This window comes from Streptomyces sp. TG1A-60 (genome assembly GCF_037201975.1).
Classification (GTDB): Bacteria; Actinomycetota; Actinomycetes; order Streptomycetales; family Streptomycetaceae; genus Streptomyces.
Map to the genome: position 1 here is coordinate 1,867,029 of NZ_CP147520.1, position 26,745 is coordinate 1,893,773.

The window sequence follows — 26,745 nt, forward strand, 5'->3', positions numbered from 1 at the left end:
GGGGGCGAGGGCCGAGGAGGCCGTCACATGTCCCAGGAAGCCGTGCCGGAGCAGGCCACCGTGCCTGCGCAGCCCAGAGGTCTGCTCCAGCAGATGGAGGAGCTGATGGCTGCCCTGAACGCGGACCTGTCCCAGCTCGACGCGGATCTCTCCACGCCGCGACCCGCCCCGGCGGAGCGGACCGACTCGGCCTGACCTGCCCCGACCGCTCGTCGGCGCCCGGCCGCGATTCCCGGGGCCGGGCGTTCCCCATGTCCCACGGGGCTGCGCCCCGAACCGTGCCCGGGGCACTGCGCGTCCCGGGCCCTCGCCGCGTGCGTGGATGTGCGTGGGAGCGTCCGGGCCGGTCGCGCCGTCCCCGCACCCCGCGCGGGGCCCTCATCCCGCTGCCGCGTCCCTCTCGGTCAGTACCTGGTCTCTCACCGCCAGACGGCGGAGCATCTCCAGGACTCGGTCGCGTGCCTCGTCCGCGGCGTCGATGGCTTCCATGCACTGCCAGTAGGTCGCTTCCTCGTCGGCGGCGCTGGCGAGACCGACGAGGGCTATGCCGACCTCGCCGAGGAGACCGCCGAGGCGGTGGAGGGACTCATGGGCGTCGCCCAGCTCGGTGAGCCGGGCGGCGCGTAAATCGCCCACGCCGAGAGGCGGGGCGCCGAGTATGCCGCAGCCGCTGCCCGCCAGCTCGGTCAACCCCAGTGCCTCGCCGCGCAGTTCGGGAGGGCCTGAGACCGCGAGGCGGCTGCCGATCGCCTGCGCGAGGGCACAGGACTGCCACGCCTCCGCCATGATCTGACGTCCCTCGACGCTGCCCGCCAGAGCACGTCTGCTCAACAAGATGAGCCGCACCGCATCCATGCGCTGCCCCCGACTGTCCCGACGCGCTCTCACACGTCCGCCTGAACTCCTGCCTGTTCATTACCCACAGTGAAGCCGAGTGAGACGGAAAGCCAGAGGAAGCCCGAAATCTGTGGATAGCAAATCGACTGTGGACAACACTTCAACTCCGGAGAGTGACAAGCGGACTGACACGCTCATCTCCCGGCACCGTCAGAGCCGCTTCGACGGAGGAAACCTGTGTTCGTTGCGGTCGATCTTCGCCTCCAGCGCCGCCAGCGGATCGATGCCCAGCACCTCACAGAACTGGAGCAAGTAGGCGAGCACATCGGCGACTTCGTCCGTGACCCGATGGGCGGTCTCCGGGTCCGACATCACGCGCGCGGACTCGTCCGGCGTCAACCACTGGAAGACCTCGACGAGTTCGGACGCCTCGACGCTCAGGGCGGAGACCAGGTTCTTGGGCGTGTGGTAGGGCTGCCAGTCACGGGCGGCGGCGAACTCGGCGAGCCGTCGCTGCAGGGTCGCCACATCGGGTTTCCGGGCGGGTTCAGGATCTTTCACGGTTCAGGTCTACCACCGTCACCCCGGGCACCCCCGCGGCCCAGGAGGCGTCGCTCACCGCGCCGACCAGCCGGATGTGCCCCCGGTCGCACATCCGGGCCGCCAGCCGCACCAGCTCCAGGGCCTGCCCGGGGTCCAGGGCGCGGTCGAAGCCGTCGGCGAGGACCGTGAGTGTCTGGAGCGCGGCAGGCACCTCCGCGACCGGGTCGACCTCCAGCACTCCGGGACCGGTGAACAGCACGAGGGCGAGCGCGAGGTACCTCAGCTCTCCGTCCCCGAGCAGGCCCAGGGCCGTGCGCACCCCGTCGCCCCGGTCCAGCACCGCCCGTACCGCACCGTCGCGCAGCGGCTCGGCCAGCAGGTCCAGGACCGGCCCGACGCAGCCGTCACGGACGGCCGAGACCAGCAGCGCGTGCCGCCGGCCGCACTCCGTCCGCGTACGCCACAGCACGTCGGCGAGGTTGTCGCAGCCCGGGAGCAGCCGTCCGGTGCCGAGCGGCACGGCGGCGCGCATACGTCCGGGGCACGGATCGCAGGCGTAGACCGAGCGCAGCGCGACGACCATCTGCTCGGCGGCGGCGAGGACCCGGCGCTGGCCGTCCGTCTTGCCGGCGACGCGGAGCGGAAGCAGCGTGGTGCCGAGCCGGTCGTCGGGCAGCGGGCCTCGGGTGACCGGGGTGGAGCCCGCCGTGTGCCAGGCGGCCTGGACGACGGGGCGGCCCGGGTCGACCAGTGCCGTCTCCAGCAGGATCAGCCCGCCCGCCGTCAGCCGCTCGCCCACGATGCGGAGTTCGGGCTCGGCCTGGACGGCGATGTCGAGCTGGACGGGTCCTTCGGGCCCGTCGGCCGTGCAGCCGATGCGGAAGCCGCGCCGCCGCTGGGCGTCGGGGCGCGCCCGCTCCGGGACACAGCCCTCCGGTTCCGGGAACGCCTCGTCGACAGGGGCGCCGCCGCCGAGCCGCGCCAGCGCCTCGTACGCCCGCAGGGCGGTGGTCTTGCCGCTGCCGCTGCGTCCCGCGAGCAGGGTCAGCGGCCCCATCGAGAGGAAGGCGCCCCGGTGCCCGGCGAAGGCGGAGAGCCGCAGTTCGGTGACGCTCGGCCGTTCCGGACGCGCCCCGGCGTCCATGCCGGGGCGCGTCGGCGACAGGGATGGCACGGTCATATGCGGACACTAGGCGCCCACCCGTCAGGTGAACCGTTCCACCCAGTGGATCTTCCTACGATCGAGGGAGCGCCCCGGTTCAGTCCACGGCGCCCCACTCCACCAGGGAGCGCCGGGCGAGCGTGAAGCGCTCCGGGCAAGCCGCAAGTGCTCCCGGCGGGTCGCAAGCGCTCCGGACCGATCGGGAAGCCCCTCGAAACGATCGGGAGCGCCCTGGACCGGCCGGGCCTGCGACTCCCCGGTACGGCCACCCGTGCCGGGCGGGCCGACCGCTCAAGAACCAATCGGGAGCGCATCAGATCGACCAGGCGCTCATCGGACCGACACCGGGAGCGTCCCGCGCGGGCCGGGAGCGCTCCGGGCCAACGGGGCGCGCCCCGCAAACCGGATGGAAGCGTCCCTCGTCAGCCGGAACGCTCCGGACCGACGGGGGCGCCTCGGGCCGTGTCGGCGCGCGGGTCGGGAGCGTCCCGGGCCCGGGTCACATGCCGGGGATCCCGGCGTCTTCCATGAGCCCTCGCACCTCGGTGCCGGGCGGCGTGAGAAGGAACACGTTCCGGTCGACGCGGTGCATTCCGCTGGCGAGGCCGAAAACGACCCCCGTACTGAAATCGAGGACGCGCTTGGCGGTGTCGGACTCCGCGCCCGACAGATCGAGCAGCACCGGAATGCCCGCCATCAGCGTCTCCGCCACCTCCCGGGCGTCCGCGAAGACATTGACGCGCAGGACCACGAAGCGGCGCCGGGCCTCGGTCTCGGCTTCCGGTATGGACCGATGGCCGACCGCGGACGGCCACGCGTCCCGGCCCCGCAGCGGCACGACCTGGGCGAGCCCCTCCCACTGTTCGTCGGTGACATCGTGGCTGTTCACCCTGTTCACCGGCCTTCCCCCTGGCTCGCACTGAATGACTGCATCAGCCATTCTTACGCATGGTCACCCGTTCGGCCCAACAGCGACACGGACCGCGACGCCCCCGTCCGGTACAACGGCCGGTTCACGCCCTCACAGCCCCTTGCGCGGCCGTGTGTGGCGGGCGTAACCCCTCATGATCGCGTCATGTGACATCGGCGTAACGGGCAATTCGTACGATCGGGCGTGCCGGGCCGATCGTGCGTGCCGGGCGGCGAGGTAGACGTTGAGCGGATGCCGTCCGGCCGCCGTACCAGACGGCGACCGGACGCGGCACCGCGCAGCGACCGGCCGCCGTACCGGACAGCGGCCGGCAACCCGCCCGGACACCCCCGGGGTGACACCGCCCGGACATCCCGGACGCCGACAGAGAGGGGCCGCCCGTGGCCGCACAGGGCCCGCGGAGTACCACGAGCCAGGTCCGGACCGTGTGCTCGTACTGCGGTGTCGGCTGCGGCATGCTCCTCGACGTCGGGATGGGCCCCGACGGCCGGCGTACGGTCCTGAGGGCGTCCGGTGACAAGTCACACCCTGCCAACTTCGGCCGCCTCTGCACCAAGGGCGCGACCACGGCCGACATGCTGTCCGCACCCGGCCGGCTCGCCACCGCCCTCGTACGGGACGACCGGGGCGAGGAGCCGGTCCCCGCTCCCGTCGGCCGCGCGATCACCGAGACCGCCCGGCGGCTGCGAGCGATCATCGACGAGCACGGGCCCGACGCGTTCGCCTTCTACGTCTCCGGCCAGATGAGCCTCGAAGCCCAGTATCTGGCGAACAAGCTGGCCAAGGGCTTCATCCGCACCAACCAGATCGAGTCCAACTCCCGCCTGTGCATGGCGAGCGCCGGCACGGGCTACAAGCTCTCGCTGGGCGCCGACGGACCGCCCGGCTCGTACGAGGATCTGGACAAGGCGGACGTCTTCCTCGTCATCGGCTCGAACATGGCCGACTGTCATCCCGTCCTCTTCCTGCGGATGATGGACCGGGTCAAGGCGGGCGCCAAGCTGATCGTCGTCGATCCGCGGCGGACGGCGACCGCCAAGAAGGCCGACCTGTTCCTCCAGATACACCCGGGTACGGATCTCGCGCTGCTCAACGGCCTTCTTCATCTGCTGCACACCGACGGGCACACCGACCCCGACTTCATCGCCGCCCACACCGAGGGCTGGGAGGCGATGCCCGGCTTCCTCGCCGCTTACCCGCCGGACGCCGTCGCCGGGATCACGGGTCTCGCCGCGGACGACATACGCGAGGCCGCCCGGCTGATCGGCGAGGCCGGCGAGTGGACGAGCTGCTGGACCATGGGGCTCAACCAGTCCACGCACGGCACCTGGAACACCAACGCCCTCGTCAATCTGCACCTCGCGACCGGCGCCGTCTGCCGCCCGGGCAGCGGCCCGTTCTCGCTGACCGGGCAGCCCAACGCCATGGGCGGGCGCGAGATGGGCTACATGGGGCCGGGGCTGCCGGGTCAGCGGTCCGTGCTCGTGGACGAGGAGCGGGCGTTCGTCGAGGAGCTGTGGGGGCTGGCGCCGGAGACCCTGCGCAAGGGCGGGGTCGGCAAGGGCACCGTCGAGATGTTCCAGAAGATGGCCGACGGGGAGATCAAGGCCTGCTGGATCATCTGCACCAACCCCGTCGCCTCGGTCGCCAATCGGAAGACCGTCATCGAGGGGCTGGAGGCCGCCGAGTTCGTCGTCACGCAGGACGTCTTCGCGGACACCGAGACCAACGCGTACGCCGATGTCGTGCTCCCCGGCGCCATGTGGACCGAGTCCGAGGGCGTCCTCATCAACAGCGAGCGCGATCTGACGCTCGCGGCCCCCGCCGCCGATCCGCCCGGCGAGGCGATGGCCGACTGGCGGATCATCGCCGCCGTCGCCCGGGAGATGGGGTTCGAGAAGGGGTTCTCGTACGACAGTGCCGAGCAGGTGTTCGAGGAGATCAAGCAGGCCTGGAACCCGAAGACCGGGTGGGATCTGCGGGGCGTGACGTACGAGCGGCTGCGGTCGGGGCCGGTGCAGTGGCCGGCGGCCTCGGAGGAGGGGCCGGACCGCAACCCCATCCGCTACCGGGAGAGCGGTTCGCCGGTGTTTCCCACGGCGAGCGGGCGGGCCGTGTTCCATGCCCGGCCGCACCTGGCACCCGCCGAGATGCCGGACGACGACTATCCGTTCGTGCTCAACACCGGGCGGCTCCAGCATCAGTGGCACACACTGACGAAGACGGGCAAGGTCGCCAAGCTCAACAGGCTGAACCCCGGGCCCTTCGTGGAGGTGCATCCGCAGGACGCCGAGTCGCTGGGGATCGCCGAGGGGGACTCCGTCGAGGTCGCCTCGCGGCGGGGGCGGGCCGTGCTGCCGGCGGTGGTGACCGATCGGGTGCGCCCGGGGTGCCTGTTCGCGCCGTTCCACTGGAACGACCTGTTCGGGGAATATCTGAGCATCAACGCGGTGACGAGTGACGCGGTGGACCCGCTGTCGTTCCAGCCGGAGTTGAAGGTGTGCGCGGTGGGGCTGGCCAGGGTTTCCTCGCCCCCGCCGCCCCTGCCCGTCCCGTCCAGGGGGGTCGCCGCCCCGTCGCCCCCGCTTCCGGGGACCGCGCCCGGGACCGCGACGTCGTCACCCGGGGCCGCGATGACCGCCCTCGGGCTGGCACCCGCTCCCCCGCCCGTCCTGTCCGCCCAGGAGCGGCAGTACCTCACCGGCTTCCTCGCCGGACTCGGCTCCGGGGTGCGGGGCGTCCCCGTGCTGCCGACCGACGCGCCGTTCAGCCCCGAGCACGCGCTGTGGGTGAACGGCGTGCTCGCCGGGATGTACTCGCGGTCGGCGCCTCCGAGCGCGGCACCCGCCGCCGTCGAGCCGGCCGGGCGTGAGGTCGTCGTGCTGTGGGCCTCGCAGACCGGGACCGCCGAGGAGTTCGCGGCGGCGGCGGCCGAGCATCTCGGCGCGGCGGGACACCGGGCGACGCTCGTCGGCATGGACGAGGCGAACCCGGGCCAACTGCCGCTGGGTGCCGACCTGTTGCTGATCACCAGTACCTTCGGTGACGGCGACGCGCCCGACAACGGCTCGGGGTTCTGGGACGCGCTCTCGCACCAGGAGGCCCCGCGCCTGGAGGGTGTGCGCTACGCGGTGCTGGCCTTCGGGGACTCCTCCTACGACGACTTCTGCGGGCACGGCCGACGGCTGGACGCACGCCTCGACGAGCTGGGCGCGGTGCGCCTCGCCCCGCGTACGGACTGCGAGCCGGACTACGAACCGTCGGCGGACGCCTGGCTCGGCCAGGTCATCACCGCGCTCGGGGCGGGGACCGGCACGGACACGGACGCGGCTCCGGGAGCACAGCCGCAGGCCGACCCCGCCGCCGCCCCGGCCCCCCTCATCCGTTCCGCCAAGCCCGTGCCCGCCTCCGCGCGGCTGGTCGGCAACCGGCTGCTCAGCCGGGCCGGGGCGGGCAAGGAGGTACGCCGGTTCACCTTCGACACCAGCGGGACGGGGCTGTCGTACGAGGCGGGCGACGCGCTCGGCGTGCGGCCGGTCAACTCCCTCGACCTGACGGCGGAGTGGCTGGCGGTGACCGGCCTGGACGGCTCGACCCCCGTGGAGGTCGGCGGCGTGGGCGAGGTGCCCTTCGCCGAGGCCCTGCACCGGCACCTGGACATCACCCGGATCACCCCTGACCTGCTCCGCTTCGTCTGTGAACGGACGCGGGACAACCGGGAGTTGAAGAAGCTGATGCGCCCGGACAACAAGGACGGGCTGGCCCAGTGGTCGTGGGGGCGGCAGGCCGTGGACGTGGTGGCCGAGTTCGCCGCGCGGGCCTCCGCGCAGGACTGGACCGGCGTCTTCAAGCGGCTCCAGCCCCGGCTGTACTCCATCTCGTCGAGCCCGCTCGTCGAGCCGCGCCACGTCTCGCTGACGGTGTCGGTCGTGCGGTACGAGAACCTGCGCGGTCGCCCGCGCGGCGGCGTCTGCTCACCCTTCCTCGCGGACGGCGACGCGGACATGGAGGTGCCGGTGTTCGTGCGGAGCTCACCGCACTTCCGGCCGCCGGCCGACCCGGTGACCCCCACGATCATGGTCGGCCCCGGTACCGGCGTCGCCCCCTTCCTCGGCTTCCTCCAGGAACGGCGGGCCCTCGGCCACCGGGCGCCCAACTGGCTGTTCTTCGGGGAGCAGCACCGGGCGACGGACTTCTACTACGAAGAGGAGCTGACGGCCCTTCAGGAGACGGGTGTCCTCAGCAGGTTGGACACCGCGTTCTCCCGTGACCAGCGCGCGAAGGTCTATGTCCAGGACCGGATGCGCGAGCACGGCCCCGAGCTGTGGCACTGGCTCCAGGACGGCGCCCGCTTCTACGTCTGCGGTGACGCCTCCCGCATGGCGAAGGACGTCGACCAGGCGCTGCGGGACATCGCGGTCACGCACGGCGGGATGACCGAGGGCGAGGCCGCCGCGTATGTGAAGCAACTGGCGACGGAGAAGCGGTACGTGCGGGACGTGTACTGAGCGTCGATCGGTTCTGTCGGCGGTCCCGCGCGTCCCTGGTTCAGATCCAGCCCTGCCGGGAGGCGTGTGGTGCGCCGCACCGCGTCCGGCCGAGCGTGTCCGCCTCGGCATCCCATGCCCGCCCGGGAATCCGCTCCTCGCCGGGTTTCGGCGGCCAGCGCGGCGACCCGCGCACCTGCTCACCGTCGACCGTCGGTTCCCGACCACCGCAGACCGTGGAACCCCTGCCGCGCATGCGGGAGATCGCGACAACGGCCGACCGCCGTCCTCCGAGACCGACGGCTTTGCCATCTCTTTACAACGTGTCCCGCGGCTGTCTCGTCTCTCCGCTCGACAAGTGCTTCCGCCGCGCCCCGGGCAACCGGCCGGGACGGGCGGCCTCACGACGCCGTCGAACCCAACGGCCCCGCATCCGGCGGCAGCGTGACGCCGTTGGCGGTCGTCACGGGCAGGAACATCCCGGCCGGCTCCCCGACCTCAAGGCCCAGGATCCCGGCAAGGAAACGAGCGGACTTCTCCCGGTCACGGGTGAGAACGATGGTGTGGTTGAACTCGACTGACACTGGTCGATGCCTCCACGGGCATCTCCGCGGCGCCTCCATGCCTCACCCGACCGATGACCGACACGCGATGCCGCGCCAGAGATCCTAAGCACCTCGCCACAGGCACGTCGAGCGGTTCCCTGCGCAGCGCCGACGGCAGCCGCGTCCTGCTGTACACCGTGTGGACCAGCATCGAGGCACACCGGGAAGCCGCTGACGCCGGTCACCACGACGAAGGGCACGAGATCTTCTCCAGCACACCCGGGGTACGGCCCACCGGCGGCGGGCGCTACCGCCTCCACCACTCCCTGTCCCTCCCCTCGCGGTGACCGAGGCGCCCGCCGCCGTGCCTCGCCTCGCCTCCACCGTGCAGGCAGTGGATCACCCCGGCAGAGTCTCCGATAACGTGAGGGTATGAGCCATCCGCACCCCGAACTCAAAGCCGCCCCGCCACTGCCCGAAGGAGGGCTGAGGGTCACCGCCCTGGGCGGCCTGGGCGAAATCGGCCGCAACATGACCGTCTTCGAGCATGCCGGAAAGCTGCTGATCGTGGACTGCGGCGTGTTGTTCCCGGAGGACAACCAGCCCGGCGTGGACGTGATCCTTCCCGACTTCACCTCCATCCGGGACCGCCTCGACGACATCGTGGCCATCGTGCTCACCCACGGCCACGAGGACCACATCGGTGGCGTGCCCTATCTGCTGCGGGAGCGGGCGGACATCCCCGTCGTCGGCTCCAAGCTCACCCTCGCTTTCATCGAGGCCAAGCTCAAGGAACACCGGATCCGGCCCCGCACGGTGCGCGTGCGCGAGGGCGACCGGCGCGGCTTCGGCCCCTTCGACTGCGAGTTCGTGGCCGTCAACCACTCCATCCCCGACGGCCTCGCCGTCGCGATCCGCACCGGCGCCGGGATGGTGCTGCACACCGGTGACTTCAAGATGGACCAGTTCCCCCTGGACGACCGCATCACCGACCTGCGCGCCTTCGCCCGCCTCGGCGAGGAGGGCGTCGACCTCTTCCTCACCGACTCCACCAACGCCGAGGTCCCCGGCTTCACCACCTCCGAACGCGAACTGAACCCCGCGATCGAACAGGTGATGCGCACCGCGCCCCGCCGGGTCATCGTCTCCAGCTTCGCCAGCCACGTGCACCGCATCCAGCAGGTCCTGGACGCCGCCCACCAGCACGGCCGCAAGGTGGCCTTCGTGGGCCGCTCCATGGTCCGCAACATGGGCATCGCCCGCGACCTGGGCTACCTCAAGGTCCCGCCCGGCCTCGTCGTGAACGCCAAGGAACTGGAGAAGCTGCCCGACCACCAGGTCACCCTCGTGTGCACGGGCTCCCAGGGCGAACCGATGGCGGCCCTGTCGCGGATGGCCAACCGCGACCACCAGATCCGCATCGGCAAGGGCGACACCGTCCTGCTCGCCAGCTCCCTCATCCCCGGCAACGAGAACGCCATCTACCGCGTGATCAACGGCCTGACCCGGTGGGGCGCCAACGTCGTCCACAAGGGCAACGCCAAGGTGCACGTCTCCGGCCACGCCAGCGCCGGCGAACTCGTCTACTGCTACAACATCGTCCGGCCCCGCAACGTCATGCCGGTGCACGGCGAGTTCCGCCACCTGCGGGCCAACGCCGACCTCGCCATCCGTACCGGCGTCGACCCCGACCGGGTCGTCATCGCCGAGGACGGTGTCGTCGTCGACCTCGTCGACGGCCGCGCCTCCATCACCGGCAAGGTGCCCGCGGGCAACGTCTACGTGGAGGGCATGGAGGTCGGCGGCGCCACGGAGGCGTCCCTCAAGGACCGCGTCACCCTCGCCGAGGAGGGCGTCGTCACGGTCGTGGCCATCGTCGACGCCGACACCGGCGCCCTGGCCGAGGCCCCCGACTTCCTGGCCCGCGGCTTCGTCCACGACGACACCACCTTCGAGCCGGTCGTCCCCGTCATCGAGAAAACGCTGGCCAACGCCGCGCAGGAGGGCGTCGGCGACGCCCACCAGCTCGAACAGCTCATCGCCCGCGCCGTGGCCAACTGGGCGTTCCGCACCCACCGCCGCAGGCCACTGATCATCCCCGTCATCATCGACGCCTGACCGGGCCGCCGCCCCGACTCCCCCTCCCCCGCCGGGGCAGAGCATGCGTCGCCACGCGGCCACGGCACCCGAACGTCCCCGAACGTCAGAAAGGTGAACGATGAGCCTGCGCTTCGAGGAGATCGACTGGCAGCCGACACCGATCGGCGAGATCAGTCTGCGCCGGCGCCGCCACCCTGTCTCGGGAGACGACGTGTACGAGGTGAAGCTCGGCGACGAGTTCCTGATGTCCAGTCTCTTCACCAGCGGCGAGATCGCGCTCACCGAACTCGCCCTGGCGCAGTTGCCGGACACCGCACTGGACGTGGCCGTCGGCGGACTCGGACTCGGCTACACCGCCCAGGCCGCCCTGGACGACCCCCGGGTGCGCTCGCTGACCGTGATCGACGCGCTCGCCGAAGTCATCGACTGGCATCAGCGGCACCTGGTGCCCCTCGGAGCCCGGCTCACGTCGGACGCCCGCTGCCGCCTGGTCCACGGCGACTTCTTCGCGCTGGCCGCCGACCCCGGCGGTCTGGACCCCGAGGAGCCGGGCCGCCGCTTCCACGCCGTCCTGCTGGACGTCGACCACTCACCGCGCCATGTGCTCCACCCGCGCCACGCGGCCCTGTACCAGCCCGCCGGGCTCCGCGCCCTCGCCGGCCACCTCCACCCGGGCGGGGTGTTCGCCCTGTGGTCGAACGACCCGCCCGACGAGCAGTTCGCCTCCGCGCTCACGGCCGTCTTCGCACAGGCAGCGGCCCATGTCGTCGACTTCGACAACCCCCTGCAAGGCGGTACCTCGACCAACACCGTCTACCTGGCCGGCAAGGCGCCGGACGGGCCGTAGGAGGAACTCGGCGGGCGAGGCGGCTGCCGCTCACGTACCGCCGAACAGCCGCTCCGGTGGTGGCCCAGCGTCTCCAGGCCCTCCGCGAGAAGATCGGCGGCGAGTGCGGGGGCTGCCCATCGGTGCAGTTCAGAAGCCTCGCTGCGGTCTCTGACCCAGCGGCTTGCAAGCATCCTCTCTACGCGGTGAAGCGGATAGTCCCGGCCTTCGCGTGGTCCGAGCAGCGGCCCGCGGTACGCCGGCCTGCCACACCGAGGCCGCCGCCGAGACGGGCGGCTCCGGCGAGTGGGCGGGACACGTCCTCAAGAACTGACAACGCGGCAGCCGAACGGAGCAGCCGCCCTCGACGGCCGAACCCCGGGCTCTTCCCAGGGCTTAAAGGGATATGCAACGGGAAATGATGATCCCCGAACGGTTGTCCGAGTGGCTGCCGACGCTCCACGGCGGTGTCGCTCGGCCGCCTGGGGCTGCGGCAGCCCCTGCACGGGGAGGGGCCCTGCCGTGCGTGCGCCCTTGTACCTCCAGCCTCGGCTGGAGCCACCGCTCGACTCGCTGCTGGATGCCGCGTCCTTTCTGCACTCCCTCGTCGACGCCCTGGGCTCACCGCTCAACGTGCTGCTGCCCGACCGGATCGTCGAGAACGCCGCAGGGTTCCGCGGCGTCTACCACAAGCATCACCTCACCGGCCGGGTCTACTTCGCGCACAAGGCGAACCAGGCGTACAGCCTGGCGCGGCGGCTGACGGCGACCGACCCGGCCTCGGTCGGCATCGACGTCGCCTCGCTGGACGAGCTGCGACACGCGCTGGGGTGCGGCTTCACCCCCGACCGGATCATGGCCACGGGTCCCAAGGACCCGGAGTTCCTGTGGCTGGCCGCCCGCACCGGCGCCTGCGTGAACATCGACGCGCACGCCGAGCTCGACCAACTCGCCCGGCTGATACGGAAGTACGATCTGCCTCGGACGGACATCCTGCTGCGGCTGTCGGAGTTCGAGGCCTCCGACTCCGCCGCGTCGGGCACGAAGGTGCTCTTCCGGCGCAGCCGCTTCGGCTCACCCGTGCGGGAGCTCGACGCCCTGCTCGACACGGTCGAGCGGCACCAGGACGCCGTCCGGTTGACCGGGGTGGCCTACCACCTGGACACCACCGGGCTCACGGAGAAGGCCGTCGCACTGGAGAGCTGCATCACGGTCATGGACGAATGCCGCGCCCGCGGCATGGAACCCCGTGTCATCGACATCGGCGGCGGCTTCGGAGTCGGCTATGTCGCCGACGCCGGTCAGTGGGAGCGCTACACCACCGAACTCACCGAGGCCGTGCTCGGGACCCGTCCGGCCCTGACCTGGCGCGGCCATGGCTACGGACTGCGGAACGAGGGCGGCACCCTGCGCGGAGCCCCGGCGCTCTACCCGGCCCACCGTCCCACCGCCGGGCCGGGATACCTCGACGAACTGCTGGCCCACCCCGCCCCCTCCTCGGGCCGCCCGCTCGCCACCCTCCTCCTGGAGCACCTCCACGACCTCGTCTGCGAACCGGGCAGGGCACTCGTCGACCAGTGCGGACTGTCACTGGCGCGGGTGCTCGACGTGCGCCGTACCGGCCGGGACCCGGGTGACGTCCTGGTGCGCCTCGGCATGAACGCCGGTGACATGAGCCTGGAGGAGCACGGCGTCCTCGTGGATCCGGTCCTCCTCCCCGTTCCGGAGCGCAAAGGGATGACGACGGGCCGGTGGGGGTCTTCCTGGCCGGCAATCTGTGCCTGGAGGCCGATCTGATCACGCGACGCAAGGTCTTCCTGCCCCGGCTGCCCCGCGCGGGCGACCTGCTGGCCTTCGCGAACACCGCCGGTTACGCGATGGACTTCCACGCCCACCGTGCGCAGCGGCAGCCGGTCGCGCGGACCGTCGCCGTCACCCGGGAGGAAACCTCCTGGCGTTGGTGCCTGGACGAGGAGTACTGGCCGATCACGCGAGGGGAACCCGTTTCATGAGGTACGACAGCATCACGGAGGCCATCGGCAACACACCGCTGGTGCGGATCGATCCGGCCGTACACGGCCTGCGCCACATCGATCTGTACGCCAAGCTGGAGATGCTCAACCCCTTCGGCTCGGTCAAGGACCGGGCCGCGTGGAACATGGCCGGCCCCGGTCTCGCCTCGGCGGCTGAGCGCGGTGCGACGGTGGTGGAGCTGTCGAGCGGCAACACGGCGAAGGCCCTCGCCCTGCTCGCGGGGATGCACGGCCTCAGGTTCAAGAGCGTCACCAACCGGATGCGGGTGCCGGAGATCAAGGAGCTTCTTCTGCTGCTGGGTGCGGAGATCGAGGAGTTGCCGGGGCAGAGCGAGTGCCTGGACCCGACCGCCACGGACGACCCGCTGACCCGCTTCCACCAGGCGCTCGCCGAGGACGGGAGCGCGTATCTGCACACCGACCAGTACTTCAACCCGCGCAACACCGAGGCCCATGTGACGGGCACCGGGCAGGAGATCGTCAAGGACCTGGACGGGCGGGCTCCGGACTGGTTCATCGCGTGCGTGGGCACGGCCGGCTCCTCCACCGGTGTCGCCCGGGCGCTGCGCGAACAGGACTCCGGGGTAGCGGTGGTCGGGCTCGTCGCCCACAAGTCGGACTTCATCCCCGGCATCCGCACCATCGACGAGGTGCACCAGGTGGGCCTGTTCGACCCGGCGACGTACGACACGATCGAGTCGGTGACCGCCGACGAGGCCATCGACGGGATGCTGACGCTGATCCGCCGCTGCGGGCTGCTGGCCGGACCCACGGGTGGCGCCGCCTACCACGGCGCCGTGCGCCGCCTCCGTACGGTGGACGCGGAACTGACGGAGGCGGGGGCGGCGGGGCGCCGGACGGCGGTCTTCATCGTCTGCGACCGTGCCGAGAGCTACCTCAGTTACGTACGGCAGCGCCGTCCCGAGCTTCTGGGCCGGCCGCCCCGGAAGAACTCCGCGGCGGCCCTCTCCGACGCCGAGGTGCGAGCGGAGGCCGCGGTCGTCGACGCGGCGGACGCTCGCCGATGGATCGAGGACGGTCAGCCGCGCCCCCTCGTGGTCGACCTGCGCGGTCCGCACGCGTACGCCGCGCTGCACATCGACGGCTCGGTCAATATCGCCGACGAGCTGTTCGACGAGCTCGTGCGCGGCGGCCTGCCGTTCAGCAAACGGCAGCCGGTGCTGCTGGCGTGCCCGGTCGGCGAGAAGTCGGCTCGCTATGCCGCGCTGCTGACGCGCATGGGCCATCCCGACGTGCGCAGTCTGTCCGGTGGGATCGTCGCGTGGCGTGACGCCGGCGCCCCGCTGGTGAGGGACTGACGCCATGGCCGGCACCGACCTGACGGAACTGGCCGGGTGGCAGCGGGAGTTGCGGGCCCAGTTCCCCATCATCACCGCGCACCCCGACGTGGCCTACCTGGACAGCGCGGCCACCTCGCAGAAGCCGCGGGCCGTCCTGGACGCCGTACAGACGTATCTGACGACGGCGAACGCCAATGCCGGGCGCGGGAGTTACCCGTGGGCCAACCAGACGACGGCCTTGGTGGAACGGACCCGGCGGCGTGTCAAGGAGTTCCTCGGCGACCCCGATCCCGAGTGCTCGCGAGTCCACTTCACCAGCGGCACCACCGAAGGGCTGCGGACCGTCGCCCGCGACTGGCTCCCGGGCCGGCTCTCGCAGGGCGACGAGATCCTCGTTCCCTTCGCCGACCACCGGGCGAACCTGGAACCCTGGCTGGAGGTCCGGCGGCTGCTGGCGGCGCGGGGCGTCACCGTGCACCTGCGCGAGCTGCCGTACCAGAAGTCGTCGGGCGACTACGACCACCGGGCGCTGGCCGAAGTCGTCGGCCCGCGCACCCGCTTCGTCGCCGCCACCCACGTCCACCATGTCTACGGCGGCGACATGAACGTGCACCGCATCCGTGAGGCCGTCGGGCCGGACGTGCCGATCTGCCTGGACGCCGCCCAGAGCATCGGCCATCTCCCGGTGTCCGTGAACCGGCTCGACGTGGACTTCGTCGTCTTCTCCGGACACAAGGCGTTGGCCCTGCCCGGCTCCGGTGCCGTCTGGGCCCGCAACGCACCCGGGCGCGGCGGGGAGTTCCGGCCCGGCGGCTGGAGCGGCACCCCGAACACGGTGGGCATCGCCTCCCTGGGGGCCGCGCTCGACTGGCTGGACGCGGCGGACACCGAGCGGATCGCGCGCTGGACCACCGCCCTGACCGCCCGGCTCACCGAGGGGCTCCGCCGTCTGGCCCCGTACGAGGTGCTGGGCTGTCAGGCCAGTCTGGCCGCCGACTCGGCCGCGCAGCGGCGCCACGGCATCGTCACCTTCCGGCACCGCGACATCCCGTCGGACGACCTGGGCTTCATCCTGTACAGCCACGGCATCATGGTGCGGGCCGACAACCTGTGCCAGGCCGGTACGGACAAGCGGGACGGCTCGGTGCGGATCAGCCTGCACGTCTACAACACCGCGCAGGAGATCGACCGCCTGCTGAGCGTGCTGACGACCCTGGAGCAGTAAGGCGAATGGAAACCGTTTCCAACAAGGGGTAGGTTCTGAGCCTACTCGGCGATGGAGAGACGGAAGAGGCGACGCGAAGCATGGGCGTAAGCATGGACACGGCCAAGCTGTGGGTGGAGCGCTGGGAACTGCAGCAGCAGCACTACGCCATCGCCCGCGAGGAGCGGTTCACGGTCATCGCCGACGTCGTCGAACACGTCGTCGCGCACCAGGACCGGCCGTTGGTCCTCGACCTCGGCTGCGGACCGGGATCGCTGGCCTCCCGGCTCGTCGCGAGGCTGCCGGACGCGGAGGTCGTCGCCGTGGACATGGATCCGGTGCTCCTGGAGCTCGGCCGTGCCCATCACGCGGAAGCCGCCCGCTATGTGGACGCCGTGATCGGGGACAGCGGATGGACCGACGCCCTCGGCCTGGACCGCCCGCTGGACGCGGTCGTCTCGACGACAGCCCTCCACTACCTCTCGGAACGGACCCTGCTGCGGACCTACCGTCGGCTGGAGAGCCTGCTGCGGCCGGGGGGCGCCCTCGTCAACGGCGACCACTTCGCCCCGGACGACCGGCGCTGCTCGGAACTCACCGCCTATGTGGGGCGACGACGAGCCGAGCGGTCACGCACCCACGACCACGAGGACTGGGACGCCTGGTGGAGTGCGGCGGCCCAGGACCCGGAACTGACCGACCTGTTCGCCCAACGCGAGAAGCGCCAGGCGGCGCTCGCGAACCACGGCGGAAACGACAACGACCTGACGCTCACCCGCCACGCCGAACTCCTGGAGCAGTCGGGCTTTCGCGGCATCACCCCGGTCTGGCAGTGCGGCGACAGCCACGTCCTCGTCGCACTCAAGGGCTGACCGGCCCCCTGGGGAGGACGTCGCCGGCGACACGGCCCGGCACCGGGGGGAATCGGTGTGCGCCTCCCGACGGCCCGACAGCGGGCGTCCGGCGGACTCCGAAGCCGTCGGGGAGTGGGCCGAACGCGTCACCGCCGACGCCTGAGGCGGCCCGGCAAGCCCGTCGGAGTCGGGCCGGGACACCACGACACGCCGGGCCGGGCCGGGCCGGCACGAGCCGAAGGCGGGCGTACGCAGCCGCAGGGACTCCACGAGCACGGCACCGCCCTCGTTCACCGGCCCGTCCGCACCGGACCCGGCGGCTGTCCCTCACAGTCGCAGCCGCAGCCGTCCGGCAGACGCGTCAGGAGGATTCCGCACGCTCCAGCACGGGGCTCAGGGTGGCGTGAGGGTCAGCACGCGGTTGAGCGCGCCGTCGGGGCGGGTGGTCAGGTCGTCCCAGGTACCCACCTCCGCGATGCGGCCGGATTCCAGGACGGCGATACGGTCCGCGCGACGGATGGTGGCGGGGCGGTGTGCGATGACGATGGTCGTACGGCTGCCTGACGCGAGCGCGGTGGCGAGCTGGGCGTCGCCGGCGTTGTCCAGGTGGGCGGTGGTCTCGTCCAGCACGAGGACCCTGGGCCCGGCCAGCAGGGCGCGGGCGAGGGCGATACGGGCGCGCTGGCCGCCGGAGAGGGTGGAGCCGCGCTCCCCGACAGGGGAGTCCATGGGGGCGATCCCGTCGACGCCGCACAGCCGGGCGGTTTCGGCCAGGAGGTCGTCGTTCGCGTCCGGCGCGGCGAGGCGCAGGTTCTCGGCGAGGGTGCCGTGGAAGAGGGGGGTGTCCTGCCCCACGACGGCGACGGCGCGGCGCAGTTCGGCGTCGGCCACGTCACGGAGGTCGACGGGGTCGCCGTCGCGGGGCACCAGCTGGACCGCTCCCTCGGACGGGTCCCAGAAACGGGCCAGCAGGTGGGCGCAGGTCGACTTGCCCGCCCCCGAGACACCGACCAGGGCGAGGGTCTGCCCCGCGGGAACCGTCAGCTCGACCGCGTCCAGCACGGGCCGGCCCCCGTAGTCGAAGCTCACCTTGTGCAGCCGGACGCCCAGCGGGCCCGGTGGGATCGGGCGGGGTGAGGCGGGCAGCGGGGCGAGAGCGGGGGCTTTCACCGCCGCGTCGACGCGGGCGGCGGCGGCGCGCAGGCCGACGGCCCGGCTCAGGGCCCTGGCCGACTCGGCGACCGGCCCGAGCACCGACAGTGCCAGCGTCATCGCCGCCGGGGCCCACGCGCCGTGCAGGCGCCCGGAGGTCACGGACTGCGCGGCTGCGGCCACCACGCCGAGGACCGCGAGCACGATGAGCAGATCGCGGACGGCGGCGGCCATGGCTTCCCAGGTGGCCTCGGCCCGCTGTGCCTCGCCCACCCGCCGGCCCTGCTCGGCGAGACGGCCGCGCCGCTCGGCCAGCCCCCCGAAGGCGAGCAGTTCGCGCAGCCCGTCGACGGTCTCCACGGTGTCGGCCGACAGCTTCGCGGTGGCCGCCCGCGCGCGGGCCCCGCGCGTGGCGCGTTCCCGCGCGTCCGCGAAGGGAGCCACGGCGAGCAGTGCGGCGACCGGCAGCACCGCCGCCAGCAGCCACGCCTCCGCCGTCGCCAGCACCGCGGCCCCACCGGTGAACACCACGCCAGAGGCCAGGAGTTGGGCCGTGGTGTGGGCGTAGAAGAACTCCAGCGCCTCCACGTCGGCCATCGCGGTGGCGGCCAGGTCCCCGCTGCGCCGGCCCGCCACGCGGGCGGGCGCGCCGCGGGCGAGCCCGTCGAAGACCCGCACACGCAGCTCGGCCAGTACCCGGTAGGCCAGGTCGTGGGAGAGGTCCATCTCGCGCCAGGTCATCAGGGCGCGTACGAGGACGAGGGCGACCAGCGCGGTGACCGTGCCGGGCGAGGGGGCGCGGTCCTCGATGACGGCGGTTCCGACGCTGTGCGCGGCCAGCGTCAGCAGCGCCACCAGAGAGCCCTGTTCGACGAGCGCGGCGGCGCAGGTGCGGGCCATCATGACCCGGTGCCCGGCGAGGGCGGGCAGCAGGGCACGCAGTGAGCCTCGCGGGGGCACGGACTCGTCGGTGGTGCCGCCCGGCGTCACGTCGGCATCGGCGTCGATGGTGCTGCTCATGCGGCGAGCCCTCCTTCGTGGGTTTGGCCCGCTTCGACGAGTGCGGCGTAGACCCCTCCGGCGTCGAGGAGGCCGGCGTGTTCGCCGATGGCGTCCACGCGTCCGCCGTCGAGCACCACGATGCGGTCGGCGTGCCGGACGGCGGCGAGCCGGTGGGCGACCAGCAGGACGGTCCGGCCGCCCGCGGCGTCCAGCAGTTCGCGGACGATGTGGGCCTCCCGGCGTTCGTCGACCGCGCTCGTGGCCTCGTCGAGGACGAGCACCCGGGCGTCGGCGAGCAGGGCGCGGGCGAGGGCGAGGCGCTGGCGTTGTCCGCCGGACAGGGTGGCGCCGCGTTCGCCGAGCACGGTGGCGTAGCCGTCGGGGAGGGCCGCGATCTCGTCGTGGATGCCGGCGGTCCGTGCCGCGCGGAGAAGTTCGTCGTCCGTGGCGGACGGCCGGGCCAGGCGCAGGTTCTCGGCGATGGTGGCGTGGAAGAGGTAGGTCTCCTGCGAGACGACGGCGATGCCCCGCCGCAGTGAGTCGAGTGCGTACCCGGCCACGTCGCGGCCGTCCACGGTGATCCGGCCCTGCTGCGGGTCACCGTGGCGCAGGAGCAGGGCGAGCAGGGTGGACTTGCCGGCCCCGGAAGGGCCGACGACGGCGGTGGTACGCCCCGCCTCGGCGGTGAAGGTGACCTCGCGGAGGGCGGGTGTCCCGGCGCCGTCGTAGCTGAACCCCACCTGTTCGAAGCGCACTTGGGGCGGGTCCGGCCAGTGCGCTGGTTCCGTCGCCGTGTCGGGGACCGAGGGGGCGGCGGTGCGCAGCGCCGCCAGCCCGTCCGCGGCCGACACTCCCAGGTACCCGGCGTGCCACTCGCGGGACAGGTCGCGTACGGGCCTGAAGCACTCGGAGGCCAGGAGCAGCACCAGGTAGGTGCCGGTCGGCGTGGTGGATCCGGTGACGGCCGACCAGCAGGCGAGCAGCGCGGCGGCCACGGCGCCGCCCTGGATGGCCAGGTCGGTGAGTCCGGTGTCGACCAGCGACACCCGGAGCTTGGCGACGGTGGCCCGGTGCAGCGCCGCCGAACGCTCCTCCAGCCGCTGGCGGGTGCGTCCGACGGCGCCCGCGGCCCGCAGCGCGGGCATGCCCTGCAGTGCTTCGAGGTAGTCGGCGCCCAGTTGTTCGTAGGTGTCCCAGTGTTCCTTGCCGCGCTTGGCGAGGAGCCGGTCCCAGGCACGTGGGCCGAACAGGCCCAGCAGCAGCGCGGGTACGAGGCCGAGGAGGGCGAGCGGTTCGACGGCGGCCAGGACGGCGAGCAGCAGGGGCGGCACCGTGACGGTGACGAGGAGCTGCGGCAGGTAGCGGGAGACATAGGCGTCGACGCCCTCCACCCCGTCGACGAGGGCGGTGCGCACCGCCCCGGCGCGCGACGGCGGTCCTCCCGGCCGAAGACCGGAGGAGGTCAGGTGTGCGGGCCCGAGCCGTCCGAGGTGGGTGAGGAGTTCGTCCCGCAGACGCACCCTGACCCGCGCCCCGGCACGGGTGGCGGTACGCCGCTGCCAGTGGCCGAGCCCCGCGCGGGCGGCGACGACGACGAGCGCTGCCCCGAGGAGCGGCGGGAGCCGGTCCGCGTCGCCCCGCGCCACGTCGGCGAGGGCGACCGCGAGCAGCACGGCCTGCGCGAGGTGGGCGAGGGTGACGGCCCCCTGCAGGAGCGTGGCCGCGAGCAGGGGGCGCTGTGCGTGCCGTGCGGCACGGCGCAGCTCGGGGTGGACGATCACGGGGTCCCCTCTTCGGAGTGGGTGGTGCCGAGGGCCAGGCCGTGGACGATCCAGTCCCTGCCCGGTGCGGCGCCGAGCGCGGCACCGAGGTCGGCCTGCTGCCAGGAGCCGACGGGGCGGCCGGCCAGGCCGTGCCGGCCGGCGGTCACATGGGCCATGTGGACGGCGAAGCCGGCGCGCAGGTGGGCCCTGCGGATCTGCGGGGCTTCGGCGTCCGTCGGGCAGCCGTGGCCGAGGAGAACGGCGCCCGCGTCCGCGATCCACGCCTGGCCCGCGGCCCAGGCGGCGAGGGTCGGGCGGGCCTCACCGGCGGCGAGACGGCGCACTGTGCCGTCGGGCGCCGGCTCGACGAGCGCGGGCTGTGGTTCGCCGACGGCCGCGCACCACGCGAGTTCGCCGGCGCCGGCCTCGACGGCGGTCGCGAGCACCGCCCGCAGGGCCTCCTGGGGCGGGGTACCCCGCAGCGGTGGCCGGGCGCTGCGGCGGGTCAGCAGGTCGCGGGGGGTGGGTGCGTCCACGGTCCGGCGTGCCGCCTCGGGCGGGGCGAAGTGCAGTGCGCCGAGGGGGTCTTCGGTGTGCCCGTCGAGGTGGACTTCCCCGGGCCCTGTGCCCAGAGCGCGCGCCGCGAGCCACAGCGCGGCGGCGGCGTGCCCGGTGTCCAGCAGGATCAGTGGCCAGGCACGGTGGTCGTAGTGCGAGATCGTGCGCTGCGCGGTGACGGAGAGTTCGACGGTGGCACCGGGCGGTGTCCCGTGGGGTGCCGGGCCGAGACGGTGCACACTGTGGCCCAGCGGGTCGTAGCCGTAGCGTCCGGGCGGCAGTGGGCAGCCGGTGCCCACGACGAGCCGGGCGTCCACCGGGTGCAGCGCGCCGGCGGACGGGGCGGGCCGCAGCCGTGCGGACCCGTCCGAGGCCGCCAGGGACAGATGGAGCAGCCGGCCCAGGTCGAGTTCTGCGGGGCCTGAGTCCGGCAGGGGAAGCGCCGGTCCGGGCCACGGTGGGACGGCGGACCCGGCAGGTGTGTCCGGGCCCGGCTTCTGTGGAGTGCGGGCCTGGGCCAGCGCGGTGACGAGATCCACTGGGTGGTCCTCACATGTGGGGCGGAGGAGCCAGCGTGAAGTCCTCCGGCGCGCTCGGCGCGGTCGTGCGCCACCCGCGGGCCACGGCGGCGTCGGCGAGGCGCGGGGAGCCGAAGTACCCGAAAGCCGCCGGGGCGTTGGGGATGAGGCCGGAGACGAGGACCCGGGCGACGCGCAGCGCCGTTTCGGCCACGTCCTCGGTGGTGAGGTCGAACGTCATGAGGCGGTGGCCGCCGTCGTGGAGCGCGCGCCGAAGTCGGTCCCGGCTGCCGGGCTCGACCGCGTCGACGGGTATGGTCCCGTGCGCGGGCTCGGTGAACCGGCGGGCCTCGGGCGCCATCCGCTCGTCCAGCCAGACCTGTACGTGCGCGCCCAGGTCCCGTACGTGGGCGAAGCCTTCGCCGCAGGCGTCGAGGTAGCGGCGGTCCTCGCGGTGGTCGAGGTAGAGCCCGCGTGCCAGCAGCCCCGCCTCGACGGCCTGGAACACCCAGCCGTCGGGATCGGCGAGGCCCTGGGTGAAGACCCAGGTGTGGACGGCCTCCAGTACGGCCTTGCGGGCGGCCTCGGCCGGGTCGTACTTGCAGGCGAACCCGGCGGCGTAGAGGCCGAGTCGGCGGTCGTGGACGAGTGCGGCCATACAGGGGGCGAACTCCGAGGGCATCTCGGCGAGGTGGACGTCGAGCCCGGATCCGGCGAGGTCGTCGGCGAGGCCGGGCACGCTAGCCGGGTCGATGCCACGGGTCGGGCCGTCGAGGTGCCACCACAGTTCGAGGGCGTCGCGTTCGACGATCTCCAGCAGGCCGCGCTCGACCGCGTCGTCGAAGCCCTGCCCGGTGGCGATGCCCGCGTAGTTGAGGTGGTGGGTGCGGGGCAGCGAACGCAACTCGCCCTGGCGCCAGTTGAGGTGGGTGAGAGCGACCGGTGCCCAGACCTCGGCTCTCTCCCCGTCGGGCAGCCGTTCCTCGCCGCGTGTCCACAGGGACGGGGTGTCGGGGGTGAGGGGGCGGTAGGGGAACCGCTCGCGGGCGTACTGCCAGTCGGCGTAGGCGGGCAACTCGTCGGGTCCGTACAGCCGCAGGCCCCTGCCCACCAGTTCGGCGGCGGTGGCGCGCAGCGGGGCGTCGGGGTGTCCGGGCGGGGGCACGCGGTTGCCGCAGTAGCGCTCGACTCCCTCGGCTATCGCGGCGATCCGGGCACCCTCGGGGTCGCCGAAGGTGGTGCCGAGCGACACCCGGTCAGCCGGCCACAGGCCGAGCTTGCGGGCATCGGCGATCTCCGCGGTGAGCGCGGTGTAGCGGGGTGGGGTGCCCGGAGGGTGCTCGACGGGCTTGACCTTGCGGACGATGCCGCACACGGGGTCGACCAGGGCTTCCAGCGGCAGCGCCGTCATCTCAGGATCTCCTGTACGGGATCGGTGGGGGTGGGACGGGAGCGGAGCACGGGCAGACGGAGCGCCACGTGCCCGGGGTCGACCTCGCGCCGGGAGGCGAGGAGCCGGGTGGCCGTGACCGGGTCGTCGCCGGTGTGGGGGTTGCGGGCGTGGACGGGGAAGTGGTGGCCGGTGATCTCCAGGCGGAGCCGGGTGCCGGCGGGCAGCCGCCGTGCGAGCCGGCCGAGCCCCACGGTGAACTCGGCGGCCCTTCCCGGGGGATCCGCGCGGCGGACGATTCCGACGGCGAGCCGCTCGGCCGCCCCTTCAGGGGTGACCGCGACGAGCCGTGCCGCCCAGTCCGCGGAGGGGGTGTCGGCGGTCGCCCTCACACGGACCTCGGCGGCGCCGACGACATCCAGCGGGCGCGGCAGCGGCGGGGTGGCGAACAGGCAGCGGTCGGGCGTGCCCTCCGTGGGAACGGTCAACTCCTCGGACAGGACCGGCCGTTCGGGGTCGGCCGTAAAGGAGGCACCGTGCAGCAGCCGTACGTGCTGAGTGCGCGGCTCGCCCTGGGTCCGGGCGGGCACCCACAGGGGGCCGCCGCCCAGCGCGACGGCGCCCCGGTGTCCGGAGACAAGGCCCTCGGTGAGAGCGAGCCGGGCCCAGCGCGCGTAGAGATCGCCGAGGCTCACCCGGTGCGCGGGCCGGGCGTCGGTGCCGGGCGCGGCGGCGAGGCGGTGCCCCCAGGGGCCGAGCAGCAGCCGCGCGGAGGGGCCGCCCCAGCGGCGCCACAGCGCGACGGTGTCCTCGGTGAAGTGGTCGTGGTGGCCGCCCACCGCGAGCAGGGGCATCCCGGCGCGCTCGGCCCGTGAAGTGAGCCGGCCGCGCTCGCGGTGCCGCCACAGGCCCGGCCAGGAGGGAAGGCTCCGGCCGAGCCGGGCAGGGAGATCGATCAGCGGCAGGTGGGCAAGGATGCCGGGGTCCGTGGTGAGTACGTCCGCCAGGGCGTCCTCGTCGGAGTCGCGCCGGTCGCCATGGGCGGCCCACCACCCCGCGCGGGCCGCCAGCCGTTCCACGCCGGAGGGCTCGCGTGCCGTATCGGCGGCGCCGAGCGCGGGCACGGCGGCGATGACGGCGTCGGGGCGGGCGTCCTCGGGCGCGTCGAGCGCGAGGGCGACGGCGCAGTGGGCGGCGTAGGAGGCGCCGACCGCCACGACGCGCCCGTCGCTCCAGGGCTGCCGGCGGATCCAGCGGGCGGTCAGCGCCCCGTCGGCGGCCTCGTTCTCGTACGGGTGCCACTCCCCGGGCGACGCGTGCCTGCCGCGTACGTCCTGGACGAGGGCGGCGAACCCTCGTTCGGCCCACCCCCGCAGTTCGGCGCGGTGCCGGCGTCGGTCGTAGGGCGTGCGGATGAGGACGGCGGGGAAGGGCCCCTCGCCGTCCGGGAGCCGGCCGTCGGTGGCGAGGCCCTCGACGGGCTCGGTGAACGCCGTCATCCGGCCTTCCCCGGCATGGGGGCGACGTCGGGGACGGGCAGGACGGGGTGCTCGGTGACGGTCAGCGTGCGCAGGTCGACGCGCCGGAGCCGGCGCCGCGCGGGCAGTCCGCCGAGGTGGGGGGTGCCGGTGGCCCACCGGGTGAGGTCGTCTGCGAGCAGGGCGGCGAGCAACCCGGCCGCGGTAGCGGTGAGGTGTACGGACGCGCCGGACGTGCGAGGTCCGCTCCAGTAGGCGGCCAGCTCGCGGTGCGCCGGCGTGGCGGCCAGCCTGCGGGCACGGACATGGGCCGAGGTGACGTCCCCCGGAGCGGCCGCGAGGGGCTCGACGCAGACCTGCCAGCCCTCACGGTGGCAGCGCAGCCAGGCGATGCCGCGCTCGGGCAGCCGGTCGGCGGCGTCCCACAGCCCTTCGGGAACGGGACCGTCAAGACACCACACGACGGCGGCGGGCACCGCGTCGGCCGGGGCGCCGGATGCGGCCCGGTGTACGCGGGCCAGGTCGTCGCGTGCCGGGGGAGTCGCGCCCGCCGGACTGCCGGACGTCGCCGGAGCCGCGTCGGCCAGGCCGCCGGACGCCACGGGGGCCACCCCGGTCGGGTCCCCGGGTTCCGCCGACCGTGGCCGCGCGCCCGAGGATCGCAGGAGCGCGGCCAGCGGCTCGGTGAGCACGGGATCGCCCAGCAGCAGGACGTCCCGGCGCTCGGCGGGCCATTCGGCGCGGCGCGGACCGCCCGCCAGGTAGCCGGCACCGTCGAAGGCCCGGACGAGCCGGTCGAGTTCGGCGTCCGGCTCGCCGGTGGACCGGCCGGACAGCCGGGAGAGCAGAGCGCTGTCGTCCGCGTCACCCGTCCGTACGGTGAGGAACTCCCCGTCGGCCGTGCGGACGGCGAGCCCCCGCCCGGGTACGGCGACGATCTCGACACCGGATGCGAGCTGGCTGCGGGACACGTCGGTTCTCCTGGGGAAGAGGGCCTGAGTGGGCGTGGGCCCGCCCGCACGGTGACGGGCGGGCCCACGGTCGAGGGTGCTGGACCCGCGTTTACTCCTCGGTGTCGTCGAAGGGGTTCTCGACGAGCGCGTTGGAGTGGGAGGCCGAGTCGTGAGCCAGCTGGCCCGGGTCGGCGATCGGCGCGAAGACCTGCTCGTTGTCCATGAACTCTCCTTCGTCGCAAGGGAAGTACGGCACTCCTTTGAGCGCCACATGACAACTTACTGAATATGATTTTCATATTCTAGTCCCGGGAGGGGGTGATCTGGGTAACACACCGGCCAGCCGCCCTCGGGGTCCCGGCCGACCCGTCCCGCCACCTTGAGCACCTCCGCGAGCAGCCCGGGGGTGACGACCTCCTTCGGGGTCCCGTCGGCCACCACGCGGCCGTCCCGCAGGGCGACTATCCGCTCGGCGAACCGGGCCGCGTGGGCCAGGTCGTGCAGCACCATCACGACGGTGAGGCCGCGCTCCTCGCGCAGCCGCACCACGGTCCGCAGCACATCGAGTTGGTGATGCAGGTCCAGGTAGGTGGTCGGCTCGTCGAGCAGCAGGACGCGGGTGTCCTGGGCCAGCGCCATCGCGAGCCGGACCCGCTGCCGCTCACCCCCGGACAGCGCGTCGATGTCACGCTCGGCCCACTGCTCCACGCCGACGTCGCGCAGTGCACGCCGTACGACGGGGTCGTCGCCCTCGCGCAGCATGCCGAGCGGGCCGCGCGCCGCATACCGCCCCTGCCTGACGAGGTGCCGGACGGTCATACCGGGGACGGCCGGGGCCGACTGGTGCAGCAGCGCGACCCGCCGGGCGGTGGCGCGCCGGGAGAGCCCTGCGAGGTCGTCGCCGCCGAGCAGGACGCGCCCCTCGTCCGGCCGCAGCAGGCCGGCGGCCAGCCGCAACAGGGTCGACTTGCCGCAGCCGTTGAGGCCGATGAGGGCGGTCAGCTCGCCCGGTTCGACGGTCACGTCGACGCCGCGCAGCACGGGGCGGCCGGGATAGCCGAAGCGGACTTTCTCGACGCGGATACCCACGGGTTCGGTCATGTTCTGT

The 26,745-nt window shown here is 73.1% G+C and carries 21 protein-coding genes and 2 pseudogenes; 9 read left to right on the forward strand and 14 right to left on the reverse strand.

The window, feature by feature from the left end; translation table 11 throughout:
• Positions 1 to 27 precede the first annotated feature (27 nt).
• Positions 28 to 195, forward strand: a complete 168-nt coding sequence (locus tag WBG99_RS07560; protein ID WP_338895584.1) for a hypothetical protein — start codon at positions 28 to 30, stop codon at positions 193 to 195.
• Between the two features lie 183 nt (positions 196 to 378).
• Here the strand turns inward: WBG99_RS07560 and WBG99_RS07565 are convergent, their stop codons facing one another.
• The 4 genes from WBG99_RS07565 to WBG99_RS07580 form a co-directional block, all read right to left on the reverse strand.
• Entirely contained in the window at positions 379 to 855 is a 477-nt protein-coding gene (locus WBG99_RS07565) for a DUF6099 family protein (RefSeq protein ID WP_338895585.1), read from the reverse strand.
• A 192-nt stretch (positions 856 to 1,047) separates the two neighbouring features.
• Positions 1,048 to 1,398 (reverse strand): nucleotide pyrophosphohydrolase, encoded by a 351-nt coding sequence (locus WBG99_RS07570; protein WP_338895586.1) that lies wholly within the window; start codon positions 1,396 to 1,398, stop codon positions 1,048 to 1,050.
• The gene (locus WBG99_RS07575) at positions 1,385 to 2,560 is read right to left on the reverse strand and encodes an ATP-binding protein (RefSeq protein WP_338895587.1); all 1,176 of its coding nucleotides are present in this window, start codon (positions 2,558 to 2,560) and stop codon (positions 1,385 to 1,387) included. The genes WBG99_RS07570 and WBG99_RS07575 overlap by 14 nt, the downstream gene beginning before the upstream one ends.
• A 481-nt stretch (positions 2,561 to 3,041) precedes the next feature.
• The gene (locus WBG99_RS07580) at positions 3,042 to 3,431 is read right to left on the reverse strand and encodes a cell division protein SepF (RefSeq protein WP_338900257.1); all 390 of its coding nucleotides are present in this window, start codon (positions 3,429 to 3,431) and stop codon (positions 3,042 to 3,044) included.
• A gap of 422 nt (positions 3,432 to 3,853) precedes the next feature.
• Here WBG99_RS07580 and WBG99_RS07585 point away from each other — a divergent pair, with 422 nt between their 5' ends.
• On the forward strand, positions 3,854 to 7,981 hold the full coding sequence (locus WBG99_RS07585; RefSeq protein ID WP_338895588.1) for a molybdopterin-dependent oxidoreductase: 4,128 nt from the start codon (positions 3,854 to 3,856) through the stop codon (positions 7,979 to 7,981).
• 40 nt (positions 7,982 to 8,021) lie between these two features.
• Here WBG99_RS07585 and WBG99_RS07590 read toward each other — a convergent pair whose 3' ends face one another.
• Together WBG99_RS07590 and WBG99_RS07595 are read right to left on the reverse strand one after the other, a co-directional pair.
• Positions 8,022 to 8,216, reverse strand: coding sequence for a hypothetical protein (locus WBG99_RS07590; RefSeq protein ID WP_338895589.1), 195 nt, complete (start codon positions 8,214 to 8,216; stop codon positions 8,022 to 8,024).
• 184 nt (positions 8,217 to 8,400) lie between these two features.
• Positions 8,401 to 8,544, reverse strand: a pseudogene (locus WBG99_RS07595) (VOC family protein); the annotation flags it as partial.
• A 158-nt stretch (positions 8,545 to 8,702) separates the two neighbouring features.
• Here WBG99_RS07595 and WBG99_RS07600 point away from each other — a divergent pair.
• From WBG99_RS07600 to WBG99_RS07630, 7 genes and pseudogenes are all read left to right on the forward strand, one after another.
• Entirely contained in the window at positions 8,703 to 8,852 is a 150-nt protein-coding gene (locus tag WBG99_RS07600; RefSeq protein WP_338895590.1) for a hypothetical protein, read from the forward strand.
• 85 nt (positions 8,853 to 8,937) lie between these two features.
• Positions 8,938 to 10,623, forward strand: coding sequence for a ribonuclease J (locus tag WBG99_RS07605; protein WP_338895591.1), 1,686 nt, complete (start codon positions 8,938 to 8,940; stop codon positions 10,621 to 10,623).
• Positions 10,624 to 10,723: 100 nt separating this feature from the next.
• On the forward strand, positions 10,724 to 11,452 hold the full coding sequence (locus WBG99_RS07610; protein WP_338895592.1) for a spermidine synthase: 729 nt from the start codon (positions 10,724 to 10,726) through the stop codon (positions 11,450 to 11,452).
• Positions 11,453 to 11,953: 501 nt separating this feature from the next.
• Positions 11,954 to 13,443, forward strand: a pseudogene (locus tag WBG99_RS07615) (Y4yA family PLP-dependent enzyme).
• Positions 13,440 to 14,783: a pyridoxal-phosphate dependent enzyme gene (locus tag WBG99_RS07620; RefSeq protein WP_338895593.1), complete on the forward strand. Its 1,344-nt coding sequence runs from the start codon at positions 13,440 to 13,442 to the stop codon at positions 14,781 to 14,783. Before WBG99_RS07615 ends, WBG99_RS07620 begins: the two are co-directional and overlap by 4 nt.
• Positions 14,784 to 14,787: 4 nt before the next feature.
• A complete protein-coding gene (locus tag WBG99_RS07625; RefSeq protein WP_338895594.1) occupies positions 14,788 to 15,990 on the forward strand; it encodes an aminotransferase class V-fold PLP-dependent enzyme in 1,203 nt (400 codons plus the stop codon).
• A gap of 80 nt (positions 15,991 to 16,070) precedes the next feature.
• Positions 16,071 to 16,841, forward strand: coding sequence for a class I SAM-dependent methyltransferase (locus WBG99_RS07630; RefSeq protein ID WP_338895595.1), 771 nt, complete (start codon positions 16,071 to 16,073; stop codon positions 16,839 to 16,841).
• A gap of 375 nt (positions 16,842 to 17,216) precedes the next feature.
• Here WBG99_RS07630 and WBG99_RS07635 read toward each other — a convergent pair whose 3' ends face one another.
• From WBG99_RS07635 to WBG99_RS07670, 8 genes are all read right to left on the reverse strand, one after another.
• On the reverse strand, positions 17,217 to 18,995 hold the full coding sequence (locus WBG99_RS07635; RefSeq protein WP_338895596.1) for an ABC transporter ATP-binding protein: 1,779 nt from the start codon (positions 18,993 to 18,995) through the stop codon (positions 17,217 to 17,219).
• Complete coding sequence (locus WBG99_RS07640; protein ID WP_338895597.1) at positions 18,992 to 20,758, reverse strand: ABC transporter ATP-binding protein; 1,767 nt, start codon at positions 20,756 to 20,758, stop codon at positions 18,992 to 18,994. Before WBG99_RS07640 ends, WBG99_RS07635 begins: the two co-directional genes overlap by 4 nt.
• The gene (locus WBG99_RS07645; protein ID WP_338895598.1) at positions 20,755 to 21,837 is read right to left on the reverse strand and encodes a SagB/ThcOx family dehydrogenase; all 1,083 of its coding nucleotides are present in this window, start codon (positions 21,835 to 21,837) and stop codon (positions 20,755 to 20,757) included. Before WBG99_RS07645 ends, WBG99_RS07640 begins: the two co-directional genes overlap by 4 nt.
• Positions 21,838 to 21,847: 10 nt before the next feature.
• Positions 21,848 to 23,227 (reverse strand): YcaO-like family protein, encoded by a 1,380-nt coding sequence (locus WBG99_RS07650; protein WP_338895599.1) that lies wholly within the window; start codon positions 23,225 to 23,227, stop codon positions 21,848 to 21,850.
• Positions 23,224 to 24,705, reverse strand: coding sequence for a CocE/NonD family hydrolase (locus WBG99_RS07655; protein WP_338895600.1), 1,482 nt, complete (start codon positions 24,703 to 24,705; stop codon positions 23,224 to 23,226). Before WBG99_RS07655 ends, WBG99_RS07650 begins: the two co-directional genes overlap by 4 nt.
• Positions 24,702 to 25,655: a hypothetical protein gene (locus WBG99_RS07660; RefSeq protein WP_338895601.1), complete on the reverse strand. Its 954-nt coding sequence runs from the start codon at positions 25,653 to 25,655 to the stop codon at positions 24,702 to 24,704. The genes WBG99_RS07655 and WBG99_RS07660 overlap by 4 nt, the downstream gene beginning before the upstream one ends.
• A gap of 91 nt (positions 25,656 to 25,746) precedes the next feature.
• Entirely contained in the window at positions 25,747 to 25,860 is a 114-nt protein-coding gene (gene amiA / locus WBG99_RS07665; RefSeq protein ID WP_240661371.1) for a streptamidine family RiPP, read from the reverse strand.
• Positions 25,861 to 25,916: 56 nt separating this feature from the next.
• The gene (locus WBG99_RS07670) at positions 25,917 to 26,738 is read right to left on the reverse strand and encodes an ABC transporter ATP-binding protein (protein WP_338895602.1); all 822 of its coding nucleotides are present in this window, start codon (positions 26,736 to 26,738) and stop codon (positions 25,917 to 25,919) included.
• Between the last annotated feature and the right edge of the window lie 7 nt (positions 26,739 to 26,745).

Coding starts and splice junctions, on each gene's coding strand:
- WBG99_RS07605 (WP_338895591.1), top strand. CDS start 8,938: ATGAGCCATCCGCACCCCGAACTCAAAGCCGCCCCGCCACTGCCCGAA.
- WBG99_RS07575 (WP_338895587.1), bottom strand. CDS start 2,560: ATGACCGTGCCATCCCTGTCGCCGACGCGCCCCGGCATGGACGCCGGG.
- WBG99_RS07625 (WP_338895594.1), top strand. CDS start 14,788: ATGGCCGGCACCGACCTGACGGAACTGGCCGGGTGGCAGCGGGAGTTG.
- WBG99_RS07560 (WP_338895584.1), top strand. CDS start 28: ATGTCCCAGGAAGCCGTGCCGGAGCAGGCCACCGTGCCTGCGCAGCCC.
- amiA (WP_240661371.1), bottom strand. CDS start 25,860: ATGGACAACGAGCAGGTCTTCGCGCCGATCGCCGACCCGGGCCAGCTG.
- WBG99_RS07630 (WP_338895595.1), top strand. CDS start 16,071: ATGGGCGTAAGCATGGACACGGCCAAGCTGTGGGTGGAGCGCTGGGAA.
- WBG99_RS07635 (WP_338895596.1), bottom strand. CDS start 18,995: ATGAGCAGCACCATCGACGCCGATGCCGACGTGACGCCGGGCGGCACC.
- WBG99_RS07650 (WP_338895599.1), bottom strand. CDS start 23,227: ATGACGGCGCTGCCGCTGGAAGCCCTGGTCGACCCCGTGTGCGGCATC.
- WBG99_RS07620 (WP_338895593.1), top strand. CDS start 13,440: ATGAGGTACGACAGCATCACGGAGGCCATCGGCAACACACCGCTGGTG.
- WBG99_RS07610 (WP_338895592.1), top strand. CDS start 10,724: ATGAGCCTGCGCTTCGAGGAGATCGACTGGCAGCCGACACCGATCGGC.
- WBG99_RS07655 (WP_338895600.1), bottom strand. CDS start 24,705: ATGACGGCGTTCACCGAGCCCGTCGAGGGCCTCGCCACCGACGGCCGG.
- WBG99_RS07590 (WP_338895589.1), bottom strand. CDS start 8,216: ATGCGCGGCAGGGGTTCCACGGTCTGCGGTGGTCGGGAACCGACGGTC.
- WBG99_RS07670 (WP_338895602.1), bottom strand. CDS start 26,738: ATGACCGAACCCGTGGGTATCCGCGTCGAGAAAGTCCGCTTCGGCTAT.
- WBG99_RS07565 (WP_338895585.1), bottom strand. CDS start 855: ATGGATGCGGTGCGGCTCATCTTGTTGAGCAGACGTGCTCTGGCGGGC.